Origin of the sequence: Streptomyces sp. NPDC096013, assembly GCF_044763565.1 — a bacterium.
Taxonomy (GTDB): domain Bacteria; phylum Actinomycetota; class Actinomycetes; order Streptomycetales; family Streptomycetaceae; genus Streptomyces.
The window spans coordinates 1569800-1587244 of record NZ_JBIWGK010000001.1 but is presented as its reverse complement, the minus strand read 5'-3'; the positions used below and the strand labels follow the sequence as shown (position 1 = coordinate 1587244).

The 17445-nt window shown below is 72.3% G+C and carries 12 protein-coding genes; 8 read left to right on the top strand and 4 right to left on the bottom strand.

The annotated features are described in order from the left end of the window. Positions 1-101 precede the first annotated feature (101 nt). Both ACIRB1_RS06665 and ACIRB1_RS06660 read right to left on the bottom strand, forming a co-directional pair. Positions 102-914 (bottom strand): PaaX family transcriptional regulator C-terminal domain-containing protein, encoded by an 813-nt coding sequence (locus ACIRB1_RS06665; protein WP_403464771.1) that lies wholly within the window; start codon positions 912-914, stop codon positions 102-104. A 110-nt stretch (positions 915-1024) separates the two neighbouring features. Next, on the bottom strand, positions 1025-1225 hold the full coding sequence (locus ACIRB1_RS06660) for a DUF5999 family protein (RefSeq protein ID WP_266773442.1): 201 nt from the start codon (positions 1223-1225) through the stop codon (positions 1025-1027). Between the two features lie 325 nt (positions 1226-1550). On the opposite strand from ACIRB1_RS06660, the gene ACIRB1_RS06655 reads away from it, so the two are divergent. Beyond that, positions 1551-1976, top strand: coding sequence for a DUF6299 family protein (locus ACIRB1_RS06655; RefSeq protein WP_403464770.1), 426 nt, complete (start codon positions 1551-1553; stop codon positions 1974-1976). 78 nt (positions 1977-2054) lie between these two features. Here ACIRB1_RS06655 and ACIRB1_RS06650 read toward each other — a convergent pair whose 3' ends face one another. After that, complete coding sequence (locus ACIRB1_RS06650) at positions 2055-3506, bottom strand: hypothetical protein (protein WP_403464769.1); 1452 nt, start codon at positions 3504-3506, stop codon at positions 2055-2057. A 307-nt stretch (positions 3507-3813) separates the two neighbouring features. Here ACIRB1_RS06650 and ACIRB1_RS06645 point away from each other — a divergent pair, with 307 nt between their 5' ends. Both ACIRB1_RS06645 and ACIRB1_RS06640 read left to right on the top strand, forming a co-directional pair. Continuing rightward, a complete protein-coding gene (locus tag ACIRB1_RS06645) occupies positions 3814-7155 on the top strand; it encodes a right-handed parallel beta-helix repeat-containing protein (protein WP_352177966.1) in 3342 nt (1113 codons plus the stop codon). Then, a complete protein-coding gene (locus ACIRB1_RS06640) occupies positions 7152-8450 on the top strand; it encodes a S8 family serine peptidase (RefSeq protein ID WP_403464768.1) in 1299 nt (432 codons plus the stop codon). Before ACIRB1_RS06645 ends, ACIRB1_RS06640 begins: the two co-directional genes overlap by 4 nt. Positions 8451-8534: 84 nt before the next feature. Here the strand turns inward: ACIRB1_RS06640 and eccCa are convergent, their stop codons facing one another. Then, a complete protein-coding gene (gene eccCa / locus ACIRB1_RS06635; RefSeq protein ID WP_352178277.1) occupies positions 8535-12470 on the bottom strand; it encodes a type VII secretion protein EccCa in 3936 nt (1311 codons plus the stop codon). A 318-nt stretch (positions 12471-12788) separates the two neighbouring features. On the opposite strand from eccCa, the gene eccD reads away from it, so the two are divergent. The 5 genes from eccD to ACIRB1_RS06610 all read left to right on the top strand — a co-directional run bounded on the left by eccD (position 12789) and on the right by ACIRB1_RS06610 (position 17359). Further along, a complete protein-coding gene (eccD, locus tag ACIRB1_RS06630; RefSeq protein ID WP_352177964.1) occupies positions 12789-14189 on the top strand; it encodes a type VII secretion integral membrane protein EccD in 1401 nt (466 codons plus the stop codon). Positions 14190-14243: 54 nt separating this feature from the next. Next, entirely contained in the window at positions 14244-15848 is a 1605-nt protein-coding gene (eccB, locus tag ACIRB1_RS06625; RefSeq protein WP_352177963.1) for a type VII secretion protein EccB, read from the top strand. 220 nt (positions 15849-16068) lie between these two features. Then, positions 16069-16407 (top strand): hypothetical protein, encoded by a 339-nt coding sequence (locus ACIRB1_RS06620; protein WP_033285066.1) that lies wholly within the window; start codon positions 16069-16071, stop codon positions 16405-16407. Positions 16408-16467: 60 nt separating this feature from the next. Continuing rightward, positions 16468-16791: a WXG100 family type VII secretion target gene (locus ACIRB1_RS06615; RefSeq protein ID WP_133027746.1), complete on the top strand. Its 324-nt coding sequence runs from the start codon at positions 16468-16470 to the stop codon at positions 16789-16791. A 118-nt stretch (positions 16792-16909) separates the two neighbouring features. Beyond that, positions 16910-17359 (top strand): type VII secretion system-associated protein, encoded by a 450-nt coding sequence (locus ACIRB1_RS06610; RefSeq protein ID WP_352177962.1) that lies wholly within the window; start codon positions 16910-16912, stop codon positions 17357-17359. Positions 17360-17445: the final 86 nt, after the last annotated feature.

Sequence of the window (17445 nt, the reverse complement as noted above, 5' to 3'; positions counted from 1 at the left end):
AACAGTCCTCTTTCTTACCCGACGAGCGACGTCGTCGAAGGCTAGGTAAGAACTCTGAGAAGACCTGTTGAGGAACCTGAGGTTTGGCTGAGTGATCGCCCTCACACGCCCGCGAAGACCGCTCCCGCGTCCCGCAGCCGCTCGTGCAGCGCCCGGAACACCTCGGCCGAGCGGAGGCCCGGCCAGTCCCGGGGGAGCAGGCCCGCGGGCAGTCCGGGGTCGACGTAGGGGAGATGGCGCCAGGAGTCCAGGGCGAGGAGGTAGTCGCGGTACGCGTCCTCGGGCGGGGTGTCCGGCCGCCGCTCCCAGGCGTGCAGCACGGGCGCGTGGCGGTCCAGGAACGCCTGGTGCTGCGCGGCGATCGCGGGCAGGTCCCACCAGCGGGCGACGGCCTCGGCGGTCGGCGCGAAACCGAGGTGTTCGCCGCGGAAGAAGTCCACGTACGGGTCGAGGTGCAGCCGGTGGAGGATGTGCCGGGTCTCCTCGTGGAGCCGGGCGGGTGCGATCCACACGCCGGGGGCCGCGGTGCCGAAGCCGAGGCCGGACAGGCGCGAGCGCAGGACGTGCCGCTTCTGGCGCTCCGACTCCGGTACGGAGAACACCGCGAGCACCCAGCCCTCGTCCTGCGGGGAAGTGCTCGCGTAGACGCGGCGGTCGCCGTCGTCGAGCAACTGCCGTGCCTCGGGCGACAGTTCGTAACCGGCGGCGCCCTGTGCGGTGCGGGCGGGCAGGAGCAGCCCGCGCCGTTTGAGGCGGGACACGGAGGAGCGCACGGAGGGTGCGTCGACGCCGGCGGCGGCCAGGAGCCGGATCAGTTCCGCGACCGGGACCGGCCCGGGCACGAAGCGGCCGTACGCGCCGTAGAGCGTGACGATGAGAGACCGTGGAGCATGCTGGTCGGACACGTTGATCATCTTAGGCCGACGGCATCGCTGCTGGTCACCTCGGGTGCGCAAGCGGAACCTGCGCAGGGAGGAGGTGGCGGTGCCCGGCGGTCCCGCCGTGTCGCGTGCGGGCGGAACGGTCAGGCGGCGACGGCGAGTTGGTCCGCCGGCACCCGGTGCGGGGCGACGATCCGGCCGTCGGGGAGCAGGGCGCCGGTGTCGTCGAAGACGATCGCGCCGTCGCACAGCAGCGTCCAGCCCTGCTCGGGGTGGGCGGAGACGATGTGCGGGGTCTCGGTGCGGGTGTCGGTCACGGGGCACGAGGACTGGTGGGAACACATGGCGTACCTCCACGTCGGATGCGATCCGTTCCGGCGGCTCCGTCACCGCCCGCATCGCATATACAGACCATCCTCCCGGCGCGAACTCATCGGAACAGCCCGCTGTGAAGCGTGACAACACGCGGACAACACTCGGACGGTTCCACGACGGTCGATGCGAAGCCGCCACCTGAGGAGCGCCGAGGAGCGCCGAGGAGCCCCGAGCAGTGCTGAGGAGTGACGATCGCATCGCCCGGCGCGGACTCGCCACCGAAGGAGTGAGGATCACGGGAGTCGGGGCGCTCGCCCGGTACCAGTGGAGGCCCCGACTCCAGGAGGTTTTCCCATGTCCCTGCGTTCCGTCCTCGGCACGGCGGCCGGTGCCGCGCTGCTCCTGCTGGCCGCCGCCCCCGCCGCGACCGCGTCCGCCGACTCCTACGAGACGGTGACGGTCGACCCCACGGGCAGCATCGCCCCGGACGGCACCGTCACCCTCTCCGGCACCTACCGCTGTCTCGGCGCCTCGGGCCCGGCGTTCGTCAGTTCCTCCGTCTCCCAGGGCGACCCCCAGGTCCGGCACGGCATCGGCGGCACCCGGGCGGTCTGCGACGGCGTGGAACACACCTGGCAGAACTCCGGCAAGCCGTCCCACCCGGTCACCTCCGGCGCGGCCCGGGTCGAGGCCACGGTGATGGAACTCTCCGCCGGCTCCGGCCTGCCCCTGCCCCGCTTCCACGCGGTGCGACAGCAGGACATCATCCTCACTGTCTGACCATGCCGCGATACGCCTCCGGCCCGTCCCCAAGTGGGGGCGGGCCGGAGGGAGTTGACCGCGGTCGGTCGACGGCGGTCAGTGGACGGTGTTGGTGGCCCAGATCGGGGCCGAGCCCGAGTAGATCACCATGTTGCCGTCGCTCTGGAGCCGCAGGGTCGCGCCGTTGTGGCCGTCGGTCCGGCTGGCCCAGACGGGGCGGTTGTCGGCGGTGTAGACGACGAGGTTGCCGTCCGCCTGGAACACGGCGTGGAAGTTCGAGCCGAAGGTCATCGTGGCCCAACGGGCCTTGTTGTTCTCGTCGTAGAGCACGAAGTTGCCGTCGGTCTGCATGCGCAGCCGGGCCTTCTTCGCGTTGAGGGACTGGCCCGCGTGCAGTACCCGGGTGGCCGTGACACGGATGTCCGACGGGTACGAGGTCGTGGACTTGCTGGTCGAACTCGTCCCGGACTTCGCCGTAGACGTGGATTTCTTCGGCTTCGGCGTCGCGACCGGCTTCTTCGTCTTCTTGACCGTCGTCGGCTCGCTCACCGGCTGCGCGACGGACGCCTTCGCCGGCGCCTTCTTGTGCGGGAGTGCCTTCGGCGAGGCCTTCAGGACGGACGCGGACGGGCTCGACGAGGCGTACGCCCCCGCTCCCTGCGTCGCGTCGCCGCCGCCGAGCACGGTGCCCGCCTGGTCGGCGACCACCCGGTCGTGGCTCTCCGGCGCCCGGTCCCGGCTCATCAGCAGCCCCGGTACGGCGATCAGCAGCGCGCCGAGCACCGCCGCACCGGCCAGCAGCGGCCGGCCGGGACGCCCCACCGACGCGGCGTGCGCGTCGGGGGTGGGCCCGTCGCCCTCGGGCGCGCTCGCGGCCAGCACCCCCGCGGGCGCCTCGGCCTCGACCTCCTGCCGCCCGCCCCGCCCGGAAGAGGGCCCCGCACCGGCACCCGGCCCTGCCGCTTCCTCCGCCGCCCGGCCCCCGGCGAGCGCCGCGGCTTCCGCCGAGCTTGCCGTCGCGCTCGTGCCCGAGCTTGCTGCGGTGCCCGCGGTGCCGGTGCTCGCTGCCTTACCCGCCGGGTTCGTGCCCGCGCTCTCTGCCGTACCTGGCGTGCCGGTGCTTGCGCTTGCTGCCGTACCCGCCAGGTTCGTGCCCGCGCTCGCTGCCGTGCCCGCCGTACCCGTGCCCGCTTCCGAGCCCGCCCCCGCTCCCGCACTCGCCGGTCGGCTCAGTTCCGCCGCGACCGCCTCCGCCGAGAGTTCCCCCGCGACGGTCTCCGCCGACACGGTTCCCTGGGAAGCCGTGGTGCCCGAAGGGGTTTCTGTGGTCCCTGAAGAGGATTCCGGAGAACCGGTCGCCCCCGATGGGGACTTGGGCGTCTCGCCCGCCGTGTTCTTCGCCGCCGTGTCCGTCTCCGCGGTGTCGGCCGCCGAGGGTGTCGCCGGTGCAGGTGTCGTCGGGTCCGCCGCCGCTTCGCCGGCCGGGGTGCCCGCCACCGAGTTCTCTGCCGCCGTGTTCCGCGCGGCCGGTCCGGTCCGGTCTGTCATCCGCCCTGTCCGCCCTGTTCGCCCAGCAGTTCGTCGTACGTCTGTCCGCGCAATCCTATTCACCTCTCATCACGCGCATGTGCCAACGACGGTTCCTTTCACCGGAGTTAACAATCACCTCGCTTGCACCCCGCCGCTGGTACGCCTGTTGCGCGACAGCCCATAATTCGTCGTACGGCACGGTCGTGCCGTACCGCGCACCCCGGCCGGACGTCCCGCGTACCGGACCGGAGTGGGAACGCGCGTGCGGGGACGGCATGATGGGGTTGCCGCAACCGACAGGTGCCGACACGAGGAGGTCAGCTGAGTGCGCCAGGTACTGACGGTCTGTCCGGAGGGCACCGGGGACGCCCGGACGATCGGAGAGGCCCTGGCCAGGGCGCGTGGAGGCGCGGTGCTGAGTGTGCGCCCGGGAACGTACGAGGAGAACCTCGTCGTCACCACCCGGGTCACCATCGTCGCCGAACAGGCGCGCGGCACCGTCCGGTTGGCACCGCGCAAGGGCATCGTGATCTCGCTGCGCGTGGACGCGGTGATGCTGACCGACCTCGTGGTGCAGGGCCAGGACGAGGAACAGCCCGCCGTCGACGCCTCGCACGGACAGGTCGCGATGCAGGGCTGCGACCTCTCCGGCGCCTCGTGGACGACCATCCTCGCGCGCAACTCCGGTTCCCTCGCGATGCGGGAGTGCCGGGTGTCCAACCGCACCGGCGCCGGTGTCGTGGTCACCTCGCCCACGGAGAGCTCGCTGGAGTCCTGCACCTTCGAACACTTCGGCACCAGCGGCGTGGTGATCAGCGACCGCGGCCGGGCCACCCTGCGCGGCTGCACCGTGCGCGACGCGCGGGGCAACGGAGTGCTCGCCAACGGTGACGCCCAGGGCTCCGTGGAGGACTGCGATCTGGCGTCGACGGACAAGCCCTCGCTGGCACTTGAGGAGCGGAGCGCGCTGCGGGTGCTGCGGACCGTGATCCGTGACACCTCGATCGGTGTGCATGTGACCAGCGCCGCCCGCTGTGAGCTGGAGGAGGTGCGGGTCACCGGCAGCAGCGGCCCCGGCATCATCGTCTCGCACGGCTCCGACCCGGTGCTGCGCCGCTGCCGTACCGCCCGCAGCACGGGCAACGGTCTGCTGGTGACGGACCGTTCGCGCGGCACGTACGAGGACTGCTGGCTGACCGGCGCCCAGACGGCGGCGCTGCGGGTGGCCGGGGCGTCGTCGCCCACGCTGACCTCGCTGACCGTCCGCGACGGCGAGTCCGACGGCGTCCTCCTCGAAGAGGACTCGGCGGCCGAGCTGGAGCGCGTGGAGATCATCGACGTCAAGGGCGCCGGTGTGGTGATCCGCGGCAACGCCAACCCGCTGGTGCGGCGGGCCCGGATCACCGGGGCCGGCGGCTGCGGTGTGTCGGTGCGCGACGGCGGACGCGGCCGGGTGGAGGACTGCACGGTGGAGACACCGGGCGGTTCCGGCGCGGAGATCGCGGCGGGCGGCAACGTCTATCTCGCCGGGTTCCGGGTCAACAACCCCGGTGGCGCCGGTCTGGAGATCGGCGGCGAGGGCACGGCGGCGATCCGCGACGGCGAGCTGGTCTCGGCCGGCGGCTGCGGTGTACTCGTCGACACCGGCGGCGAGTTGACGGCGAACCGGGTACGGACCGCGGCCGCCGCCGAGCACGGCTTCCTGGTCCGCGAGGGCGGCCGGGCCTCCCTGAACGGCTGCGAGGCCGCGGGCAACGACCGCGACGGCATCCGCGTCGAGTCCGAGGCGCCGGTGTCGGTCGTGGGCTGCACGGTCCGCGACAACAAGGGCGGCGGCCTCGTCCAGGCCAAGGCGGGCGGCCGGCTCGCGGTGGAGAACCTCATCAGCACCGGCAACGAGTCCCGCGACGCGTGGGGCTTCGGCGAGGCCGAGGGCACCGACCCGGCGGGCACCGTCCCGGCGTCGGAAGGACCCGGACGCCCCGACGGACCGATGGCCGCGCTGGAGAGCCTCATCGGCCTCGACAACGTCAAGGAACAGGTCCGCACCCTCGTCAACCTCACCCAGCTCGCCGCCCGCCGCGCCCAACTCGGCATGTCCGCCCCGCCGATGAGCCGCCACCTGGTCTTCGCGGGCCCGCCCGGTACCGGTAAGACGACCGTGGCCCGGCTCTACGGCACGATCCTCGCCGAGCTGGGCGCCCTGCGCTCCGGCCACCTCGTCGAGGTCTCCCGCGCCGACCTCGTCGCCCAGGTCATCGGCGGTACGGCCATCAAGACCACCGAGGCCTTCGAACGGGCCCTGGGCGGCGTCCTGTTCGTCGACGAGGCGTACACCCTCACCTCCGACTCCCGCGGCTCCGGCGCCGACTTCGGCCGCGAGGCCGTGGACACGCTGCTGAAGCTGATGGAGGACCACCGCGAGGACGTGGTGGTCGTCGCGGCGGGCTACTCCGAGGAGATGCGCAGCTTCCTCGGCTCCAACCCCGGTCTGGCGTCCCGCTTCTCGCGCACCGTCGAGTTCGAGAACTACTCGGTGCCGGAGCTGGTGGAGATCATGGAGAGCATGTGTGTACGCCACCAGTACACGCTCGCCGACGAGACCCGGCACGCGCTCGCCGTGCACTTCGAGCGGATACCGAAGGACGCCGGTTTCGGCAACGGACGTGCCGCGCGGCAGGTGTTCGAGGAGATGGTGGACCGGCAGGCGGTACGGCTGTCCGCGCTCACCGACGTCACCGAGCAGGACCTCTCCCTGCTGCTGCCGCAGGACATCAGCGAGGAGGCGGCCCGCAGCGCCGCCGACGGCCCGAACGCGGTCGACCCCGGCGACGACGCGCTCAGCAGGCTGGACGCGCTGGTCGGACTCCACGCGGTCAAGCGGGACGTCACCGACCTCGTCAACCTGGTGTCGACCGCCAAGCAGCGCGAGGCCGCCGGACTCCCGGTGCCCCGCCTCAGCCACCACCTCGTCTTCACCGGCCCGCCCGGCACCGGCAAGACCACGGTCGCCCGGCTCTACGGCGAACTCCTCGCGTCCCTGGGCGTGTTGCCGCGCGGCCAGCTCGTCGAGGTGTCCCGCGCGGATCTCGTCGGCCGCTATGTGGGCCACACCGCGCAGTTGACCCGCGAGGTCTTCGAACGGGCCCTGGGCGGAGTGCTGTTCGTCGACGAGGCGTACACCCTCACCCCGCGCGAGGCGTCCGGCTCCGACTTCGGCCGGGAGGCCGTGGACACCCTGCTGAAGCTGATGGAGGACCACCGCGACAAGGTGGTCGTCATCGTCGCCGGCTACACCCAGGAGATGGAGACGTTCCTCGCCTCCAACCCGGGCCTGTCCTCGCGCTTCTCGCGCCGCGTGGAGTTCGCCGACTACTCCTCCGACGAGTTGGTCACGATCGTCCGCGAGCACGCCGTACAACTCGGCTACGAGTGCGCGGCCGGACTCGGCCCGGTCCTGCGGCAGTACTTCGACTCGCTGCCCCGCGACCGGTCGTTCGGCAACGCGCGGACCGCCCGTCAGATCCTGGAGCGGATGATGACCCGACAGGCGGGCCGGCTCAGCAGGCTGGCCGTCCCCAGCCTCGACGACCTGCGGCTGCTGCTGCCCGAGGACCTCGCCGATCCGGCGGGTGCCTCCTCCTCCAGCGGGGCGGCCCGGGCATGACGACGACACACGGCAAGGCCCTCGCCGCCGGACTGGCCCTGCTGCTGACGGCCGCCGCGAGCGCCGTCGGCGCCGGGACCGCCACGGCGGCCGACGGCTCCACGGTCCAACTCCCCGTCCTCGCCTCGAAGCTGGACGCCAACGCGGCCTGCACGGCGGGCTCGGACCAGCGGGCCACCGACATACCCTGGGAGCAGGTCTCCCTCCAGCTCGGCCGGACCTGGCAGTTCGCCTCCGGCGCCGGGGTGACCGTCGGCGTGGTCGACACCGGGGTCTCGTCCTCGGCCCCCACGCTCAAGGGGCGGGTGACAGCGGTCGGTGACGCCGGGACCGACTGCGTGGGACACGGCACCTTCGTGGCCGGGCTGATCGGCGCGGCCGTGGCCGACGGTGTGCGGTTCGCGGGGGTCGCGCAGCAGGCGCGCATCCTCGCGGTGCGGGGCAGCGACGCGCGGGGGTCGGTGACCGCCGGCAAGGTCGCCGACGGCATCCGGGCCGCCGTGGACGGCGGTGCGAAGGTCGTCACCGTGTCGGCGGCGCTCGGCAGCGACACCGCCGCACTGCGGTCGGCGGTCGCGTACGCCGCGAAGAAGGACGTCCTGGTGGTCGCCGCCGCCGTACCGGACACCCCGGCCTCGGCGACGTCGGCGACCGACAGTCCGCCCGCCCGCCCCTACTACCCGGCCTCGGACAAGGGCGTGCTCTCCGTCCTGGACGTGGACGTGGACGGCAAGCGTCCGACCGGCGCGTACACGACCGACAGCGCCGCCGTCGCCGCGCCCGGTGACGGGGTCGTCGGCATCGGCCCGGCGAAGAAGGGCCACTACATCGGCTCAGGTGCGTCCCTGGCCGCCGGTTTCGTGGCCGGTACGGCCGCCCTGGTCCGCTCCGTCCACCCCGACCTGACGGCCACCCAGACCGCGGACCTCCTCCGGACCTCGGCCTACCCGGCGGACGTCCCACGACTCGACCCGTACGCGGCCGTCACCTCGATCCTGACCGGCACGGCCGCGTCGTCCCGCGGCGACGAACCCGCCGCCCCGGTCCACCTCCCCGCCGACAAGGCGGCCGGCCCCCTCCGCCGCGCCCTGTGGCCCGCGTCGGCGGGTCTCGCGGTCATCATCGCGGTGGTGTGGCTGGGCCTGGTCATTCCCCGGGGGCGGCGCCTGGGCTGGCGTCCGTCGCGGGGGAATGCGGAGGCCGGCCCGGTGGAGCAGGCGGGCACGGCCGGACCCGAGGGCGCCGAGAGCCCGGTGCTGGTGGGCACGGGTGCACAGGGGACGTCGGAGAGCTGACGGCGGACACCACGCAGAGCGCGAAACGGAACGGCCCCGGGCGGTGAACAGTCGCCCGGGGCCGTTGCGTTCAGTGCCCGTTCCTCACTCCTCCGCCCCCGGTGCCGCCAGCGCCGTCTGGATGAGGGACGGCTTGCGGCGGACGATGTGGAGGGCTCGGCCCGGCGGGAGGACCCGGGGTTTCACGTTGCCGAAGACGTAGCCCTCGGACGGGGAGCAGGACATCAGGATGCCCGGCGTGTTGACCTCGTCCAGGCGGCGCAGGAGCTGGTCGTTGAGACCGCGGCCGGCGCCCGTGGCGGAGCGGGCCACGACCACGTGGAGGCCCAACTCGTGGCCCAGGGCGAGGTGTTCGAAGAGCGGGGCGAAGGGATGGTCCATGACCGTGCCGCCGCCGACCATGTCGTAGTCGTCGACCAGGACGAACAGCCGGGGGCCCGTCCACCAGTCGGCCTGGCGCATGCGGGCCGGGGTGATCTCCTGGCCGGGGACACGGGTGCGGAGGGCCTTCGCCGAGCCGCCCACCAGTTGCTTCAGGGCCTCCAGGGCCACCGCGTGGCCGAGGCGGTACTCCTCGGGGACGGCGTCGACCAGGCCGCGACGGTAGTCGACGACCAGGATGCGGGCCTCGGCGGGGGAGTAGCGGGCGACGACCGAGTCCGCGACCAGCCGCAGGAGGTTGGTCTTGCCGCTCTCCGTGTCGCCCACGGCGACGAGGTGCGGGGTGCGGGAGAAGTCGTGCCAGACCGTGCCGAGGGTCTCCTCGTCCTGGCCGAGCGCGATCTTGAGGCTGACGCCGTCGCCGAGTTCGGGCGCGGGGAGTTCGGTGGCGGGCAGCCGGTGCGGAAGCATCCGGACCTGGGGGGCGCGCGGCCCGTGCCAGGCGGAGGCGATCCGGTCGACCAGGTCGGCGACGCCCTCGCTGAGCGTCTCCGGGTCGGTGGAACCGTCACCACGCGGCAGCGCCGACAGGAAGTGGAGCTTCGTCTCGACGGTCAGACCCCGGCCCGGGATCTGCGGCACCGCGCTCGCCTTGCGGATGTCCACGACGGAGTCCATCGTGTCGCCGAGCCGGAGTTCGAGCCGGGTCGCGGACTGGTCGCGCACCGGGGCGGTGAGTTCCAGCCAGCGCGCGGTCGCGACGATCAGGTGGATGCCGTAGTTGAGACCGCTGGTGGCGATCTGGTTGAACGTCGGGATGAACTGGTCGAAGTTCTGCCGGACCGCCGACCAGCCGTCGATCACCAGGAAGATGTCGCCGTGCGGTTCGTCGGGGAACTCCCCGGCGGCCCGGCGGCGCCGGTAGGTGGACATCGAGTCGATGCCGTTGTCGAGGAAGAACTGCTCGCGCTGGGTGAGGACGGCGGTGACCTCGGCGACCGTACGGCTGATCCGCTCGGTGTCGAGGCGGGCCGCGACCCCGCCGACATGCGGCAGGCCGGTCAGCTGGGAGAGCGTGCCGCCACCGAAGTCCAGGCAGTAGAACTGCACTTCGCGCGGGGTATGGGTGAGCGCGAGCGCCATGATGAGGCTGCGCAGGACCGTGGACTTGCCGCTCTGCGAACCGCCCGCGACGGCGACATGGCCACCGGCCGCGGCGAGGTCCACCACGAGCGGGTCACGCCGCTGGTCGAAGGGCTTGTCGACGAGGCCGACCGGCACCCGCAGCTTCCCGGCACCGGCCCAGCGGGACGCCGTCAGGCCGCGGTCCGGGTCCTCGGTGAGACCGCCGAGCAGCACGTCCAGCGGGGACGCGGTGTCCAGCGGCGGCAGCCACACCCGGTGGGCGGGCGGCCCGGAGTCGCGCAGCCGGTCCAGCGCCACCGCCAGCAGGCTCTCGGCGCTCTCCTCCGCCTCGGGTTCCGGCACGATCGCGGCCGGCGCGGGAGCGCGCGGCACGATGTACCCGGTCGACCAGGGCACCACCTGCGTGGCGACCCGGGCCTGTGCGACCGCGCCGCCGCGCCTGCGGTACGGGCCGGAGACATAGGCGGCGCGGAACCGGGTGAGCGCCTCGATACCGGACTTGAGGTAGCCGCTGCCGGGCTGCGAGGGCAGCTCGTACGCGTCGGGGACACCGAGGACACCCCGGGACTCCATCGCGGAGAAGGTGCGCAGACCGATCCGGTACGAGAGATGCGACTCCAACTGGTGCATCCTGCCCTCGTCCAGACGCTGCGAGGCGAGCAGCAGATGCACACCCAGCGACCGGCCCAGGCGGCCGATCATCACGAACAGCTCCATGAACTCCCGGTGGGAGGCGAGGAGTTCGCTGAACTCGTCGACGACGACGAACAGGCTCGGCAGCGGGGCCAGAGCGGCACCGCCGGCCCGCGCCCGCTCGTACTCCAGCGCCGACGTGTAGTTGCCCGCGGACCTCAACAGCTCCTGGCGGCGGATGAGTTCGCCGTGCAGCGCGTCCTGCATGCGCTCCACCAGGGCGGCCTCGTCGGCGAGGTTGGTGATGACGGCGGAGGTGTGGGGGAGTTCGTCCAGGCCGAGGAAGGTCGCGCCGCCCTTGAAGTCCACCAGGACGAAGTTGAGTGTTTCGGAAGAGTTCGTGAGCGCGAGGCCGAGGACCAGGGTGCGCAGCAGCTCGGACTTGCCGGATCCGGTGGCACCGATCAGCATGCCGTGCGGGCCCATGCCGCCCTGCGCGGACTCCTTGATGTCCAGCTCGACCGGCCGCCCGTCGGCGCCCACGGCGACCGGGACGCGCAGCCGGGCCGAGCCGGTGTGCCGCCGCCAGATCGTGTCGGGGTCGAGCCGGTGCAGGTCGGCGATGCCCAGCAGGGTCGTCAACTCGGTGTCGTTGGACAGCGGTTCGACCGCGTCGGAGGAGAGACTCATCCGGTACGGCGCGATCAGCCGGGCCAGCGACTCGGCGGCGACCGGACCCACCCGGTCGGGGCGGCCGAGCACCGTGGACTGTTCCTTGCGGCTGCGGTCGGTGCGCACCAGGGAGACCGCGTCCGGCGCCACGTCGAGACGCAGGGTGGAGCGGCCGGGGCGCCAGGTGAGGCTGTCGGAGAGGTCGAGGACCACGGCGTTGCGGTAGCCGGGACCGTCGAAGCGGTGCCCGGCCGGGATGCTCGCGCCGTCCACGACGACGACCACCAGCGGCTCGTCACGTCCGGGCACGGCGTCCGGGTCGAACGCGGGCCGCTCGGAGAACTCGCTGCCGAGCTGGTCCTCCAGGTCGGTGAACGCGGAGGCCACCATACGCAACGGACCCGCGCCGTCGGTCTCCTGGGGGTGCTGGTTGTGCGGCAGCCACTTCACCCACTCCCACTCGGCCCGCACCTCGTCACCGGCGCAGACCGCGATCCACAGCTCCTCCGGCGGGTGGAACAGGGCGAGTTGGGCCAGCGCGGCGCGCAGCATCCCCCGCGCGGCGTCGGGGTCGCCGTGCACCAACACCCGTGACCAGGACCGCAGATACAGCGCGATCGGCTGGCCGGGGACGGTGCTGTAGGCGCGGATGAAGCGGCGCAGGGCGTGCGCGCACAGCGGCTCCAGGTCCTCGACCGGCTTGCTGGAGACCGGAGTCAGCCGCATCGCGAGCTGCTGGTCGCCGACGGCTATCCGCACCTCGCCGAAGTCCTCGTCCTTGACCCGGCGCTCCCACAGCCGCGTGGTGCGCACCATGGCCCGCAGCACCCGGGGCTCGGGATGCCGCCAGGCCAGGGCGAGCTGCTGCTCCACCACGGCCCGCTGCACCGTACGGCGGCTCTGCGCCAAGTAGCGCAGGTAGTCACGGCGTTCACCGCGCAGCCGCTGCTTGCGGTCGCCGGCCTTCCGCATGACCTGGCCGACCATCATCGCACCGGCGGCCATCACCATCATGCCGAGCGCGATGTACATGAAGACACCGCTGGACTGGCCGCCCGACCGCAGGAACAGCATCATCATCGAGACCGACATCATGGCCATCGGCAGATACGTCCACACCGCGGACGTGTCCGGGACGGTCTCCATGAGGGTCGGCGGTTCCTGGAGGACCAACTCGCCGGCCGGCATGTCGGGTCCGCGACGGCGGGCAGGGCGACGGAACAGGACCACGCTCAACGCTTGGGGCTCCTAACGGACTTCGCGTACCGCGGCGGCATGTGGGGGCGTGCACCGGAACCGGCCTCGGCACTGGCGCGGTGGAGGACGCTGTCAACACCGCTCGTGGGGACTCCCGTTGACACGCGTCGCGGGGAGTGTCAGTAGTGTGCACCCCGTCAACTCCGTACGTCCATGTCACCCCCCGCTTCACACACACCTCGTTCCCCCCACCCCCGCACGCCGCGCCGCGTGCCCCCGTTTCGATGTCCAGGAGACGTGAGCCCCGGTATGACCGACACTTCCGTGACCGGACTGTGCCACCTGACCGTGCGTGCCCCGGCCCGCACCATCGACCTCGCCGTGCCGTCCGACGTGCCGGTCGCCGACCTGCTGCCCACGGTGCTGCGCTACGCGGGGGAGGAGGCCGAGGAGACCGGTCTCGAACACGACGGCTGGGTCCTCCAGCGCCTCGGCGGCCGGCCCCTCGACGAGGAGGCGACCCTCGCCTCCCTCGGGCTGACCGACGGCGAGGCGCTCCATCTCCGGCCGCGCACCGAGGCGTTGCCCGAGGTGCGCCTCGACGACCTGGTCGACGGCATCGCCGCGGTCACCCGGGACCGGCTGCACGGCTGGAGCCCCGAGGCGGCCCGCCGTCTGCTGCGCGGACTGCTCGCCGTGGCGGTCCTCACCGGCCTGGTCCTGCTGGCCCTGCCCGGCGCCCCGGCGTCACTGCGCGCGGCCACCGCCGTAGGAACCGGTCTGCTGCTGCTGGCCGGTGCCGCCTCCGCGAGCCGGGCCGTGGACGATCCGGCGACCGGGGTGATCCTGGGCCTGCTGGCGTCTCCGGCGCTGGGGCTCGCTGGCTGGCTGGTGCCGGGCGGTGAGCTGAGCGGGCCGCAGGCCCACCAGGTGCTCGGGGCACGGCTGTTGGGGGCGGCGGCGGCCTGGGCGGGCGCCGCGGTCCTCGCGCTCGCGGCCTCCGCGGCCCGTACCCCGCTCTTCCTCGCCTCGGCGCTTGTGGCGTTGGCCACAGCGGTCGGCGGTGTCCTGATGACGGTCTTCGACGTACGCGTGGCGGCCGCCGCCGGTGTGGTCGCGGCGCTGACGGTGCTGCTCGGCGGTCTGGTGCCGTCGCTGTCGTTCAAGTTCGCCGGGATGCGCATGCCCGCGCTGCCCACCAACGCCGAGCAGCTCCAGGAGGGCATCGAGCCCTACCGGGGCAACGATGTCGCCGTGCGCACCGAGCTGGCCGGCGAGTGGATGACCGCCCTGTACGGCGCGACCGGCGTGCTCTCGTCGGCCTGCCTGGTGGCGCTGGCCCGCCGCCCCACCCTCCCCGCGCTGCTGGTCGCGCTGGTGCTGTCGCTGCTGCTGCTCCTGCACGGCCGGGGCCTGGTGAACACCGCGCAGCGGCTGGTGCTGGTGCTGCCCGGCGCGTGGGGTCTGCTGCTGCTCTCGTTCGGCTGGGGGCTGCGGCTGTCCGGCTCCGGGCGGACACTGCTGGTCGCGGGCCTGCTCGCGGTGGCGGCGGTGCTCACGGTCGCGGTGTGGACCGTACCGGGACGGCGCATGGTCCCGTACTGGGGACGCGCGGCGGAGATCCTGCACTCGCTGCTGGCGATCGCGCTGCTGCCGCTGACCCTGTGGCTGCTGGGCGTCTTCGGCACCCTCCGCGGCCTCTTCGGCTGACCGCCCGCCAGGGCCGACCCGACCAGAACCTGAACGACCGAGCAGGAGGAAAGCGTGCGGTCGAAGCGCGACCAGGTGCAAGCGCACACGTTCATGATGGGCCGCCTGACCTCGGGCATGCTGCTCGCCGACCCGGACGCCCCGGAGAGCCCGCTGGGCCGAACCAGCCGGGGCGCGCTGGTCGGCGTGATCGTCGGCGTGCTGTTCAGCGCGGGTGCGCTGGTGTTCGGGCTGCTCAGGCCCGGCGGCAACGACGCCTGGCGCAGCGGCGATACCCTGATCGTCAACAAGGACACCGGCGCCCGCTATCTGTACGCCGACGGCAGGCTGCGCCCGGTGCGCAACTACGCCTCGGCCGTGCTGATCGGCGGCGCCGACCTCAAGACCACCTCGGTCGGGTCGAAGTCGCTGGCAGGCACCCCGGTCGGCCGCCCGGTCGGCATCACCGGCGCCCCCGACTCCGTACCGGGCACGAGTGACCTGGAGACCTCGCCGTGGGAGGTCTGCTCGACGGGCTCCGGCGCGCAGACCACCCTCGTGCCGGGCGCCCCGGTCGAGACGGAGTCCGTCGGCGCGAAGACGGCGCTGGTCGTCAAGGGCCCCGACAAACACACCTATCTGGTGTGGCAGGGCAGCCGTCTGGAGCTGGACGAGAACTCGGGCGCGGCGGAGTCCCTCGGCTACGCGCCGGTGACCCCCCGCCCGGTGTCCGCCGCCTTCCTGGACGCCCTGGTGACCGGCCCCGACCTCGCCACCCCGAAGGTCGACGGCCGCGGCACCGCAGGACCCGAACTCGGCGGCCGGGCCACCCGCATCGGCCAGGTGTTCCGCGTCGTGGCGGGCTCCGGCAACCAGGAGTACCTCCTCCAGAAGGACGGCCTGCACCCGGTCACGGACACCCAGTCCGCACTGCTGCTGGGCGATCCGGACACCCGCAAGAAGGCCTACGACGGCGGGGCGCCCAATGTCGTCACCATCGACGTGTCCGACCTGCGCGCCCACCAGGCACCGGGTTCGGCGGGCACCGACGCGTCGGTCGCCGGGCTGCCGGACACTCCGCCGAGCGCGCTGTCCCTGCCCGCCGGTGAGTCGGTGTGCGCCCAGGTCGACCCGGCCGACGGGCAGGTGCGGGTGACGTCGGTACGGGTCGCGGAGTCCGCGCTGTTCCCGGCGGCCCAGGCCGACCCGACGGCGCTGACCGCGGCCTGCGTGACCGTGGACCGGGTGGTGGCACGGCCCGGACACGGCACGCTGGTACGGGCGTTGGGCGCGGCCGGCGGCACGGTCGGCGACACCACGTTCCTGATCGGCGACGACGGCGTGAAGTACCGCATCCCGGACTCGAACGCGCTGGCCGCCCTCGGCTACGGCGGGGCCACTCCCGTGAAGGTTCCGTCCACGCTGCTGTCGATGCTGCCGACCGGCCCCGAACTCAGCGCCCGGGCGGCGTCGTCGGACTCGGGCACGGCGGCCGTGGCGCCGGGCGGCGCGGCGGCGCAGTGCGGCACCGGAGCCGCGTCCGGGACCGGTGCGGGCCCCGGCGGAGCCATCGGCGCGGGGCTTCCGGCGATCGCCGGGGGCGTCCCGGCGGGAGGCAAGGGGACTGCCTCGGCGGGCGGTTCGGGGAGCGCCTCGGGTGCCCCGGGTGCCTCGAACTGACGGAATCACGCCGATGGGGATCGTGTTCACGCCAAACCGGATCAGGGTCAGAACCAACATCAACGGAACAGCGTGTTCCGGTCAAGTTGCTTACCGGTAAAAGCCTTTGAATGGAAGCGATGGCAACCTCAGATCTTCCTCAGTTCGTTGCCAGCGCAACTTCCGTCAACCTAGGCTCAGTTGTACTCGTACTGTAGATCGACTTATGAAAGGTGGGACGATGGCTGGAGATGGCCAGCAGTCAAGCGAAGGTTCGACCCGGAACGGAATCCAGGCCCTGGAGAGCGCCTTCAGCGGCATCGTGAAGATCCGTCAGGACGTCGACAGCACCCGTTCCACCCTGGGCAGCGGCTACCAGGGCAGCGACGGCGGCCAGTACGGCCAGCTCCTCGCGCAGTGGGACGGCCAGTGCAACGTCATCCTCAAGAACCTCGAGGACGTCATCGACCGGCTGAACCAGAGCCTCGTGGAACACAACAAGACCCAGGGTTCCTCGAACGACTCCATCAACCAGGCGTACAACGCGGCGCAGTCGGCCTTCGACCAGCTCGCCGGCTGACCTCACGGTCACGTCCGATCCCCACATCGCGCAAGACCCATCGCGTAAGAGAGGCTAGCTGTGGCAGACAACCTGTCCGACGGTGTCATCTACGTCAGCTACAACCACATGTCGAACGCCGCGGACGACATGGTGGCGCAGACCAAGGCGATCGCGCAGACGCTGTCCAACCTTGAGGCGGAGCTCAGCGAGCTCTCCAAGACCTGGTACGGCAACGACGCCGACACCTACCGCCAGAAGCAGGCGGCCTGGGACGGCGCGGTGCAGAACATGGAGACGCTGCTCACCTCGCACTCGCAGCTCCTCAACGAGATCTCGAACAGCTACAAGTACAGCGAGAACTCGCTGAGCCAGATGTGGTCCGAGGTCACCATCGGCCGCTGAGCCGGCCGACTCCCACCGCACCGACCTGTCTCCTCGTGGTCGGTGCGGTCCAGGCTCCTTCCCGTTCCGTCGCCGCGCCGTACGCCAGGGTCGGCGCGTTCCGCCCGCGGAGGCACCCATGGCAGACCTGACCCACCTCGACTCGACCGCGCTGAAGAACTTCAAGAACACCGACGTCGCCGACTTCATCAGCGATCTGGTGGCCATCCGCAAGGACAACGCGGGTGTCCGGTCCCTGAAGAACCTCCTCGCGGAGACCGGTGAGGGCTCGGCCGCCGGCCTCGCCAAGATCCTCCGGATCGGCCTGATGAACGGCGGCGACAGCAAGGACCCGGTCGGCGGCGGCACGCTCGTGGAATCCCTCAAGACGCAGGCGAAAGCCCTGGACAAGATCCTCACCGGCCAGAAGACGCTCTTCGACGACATCGACAGCGCCCTGGACGAGACGATCACCACTCTGCTGAAGACCCAGGGCGACAGCCTCGCCTCGATCGACGGCGAGAAGCTGCTCGACATCTTCGACACCGTCGACGGCGAGATGAGCGGCAGCGACTCCACGACCACCTGACCCGGCGCGCGCCCGGCCGGCTCTCCCTGAGCCGCAGGCCGGGCGCCGCGCTTGTCCCACCCCGTCCCCGCCCCCACATTCCCAGC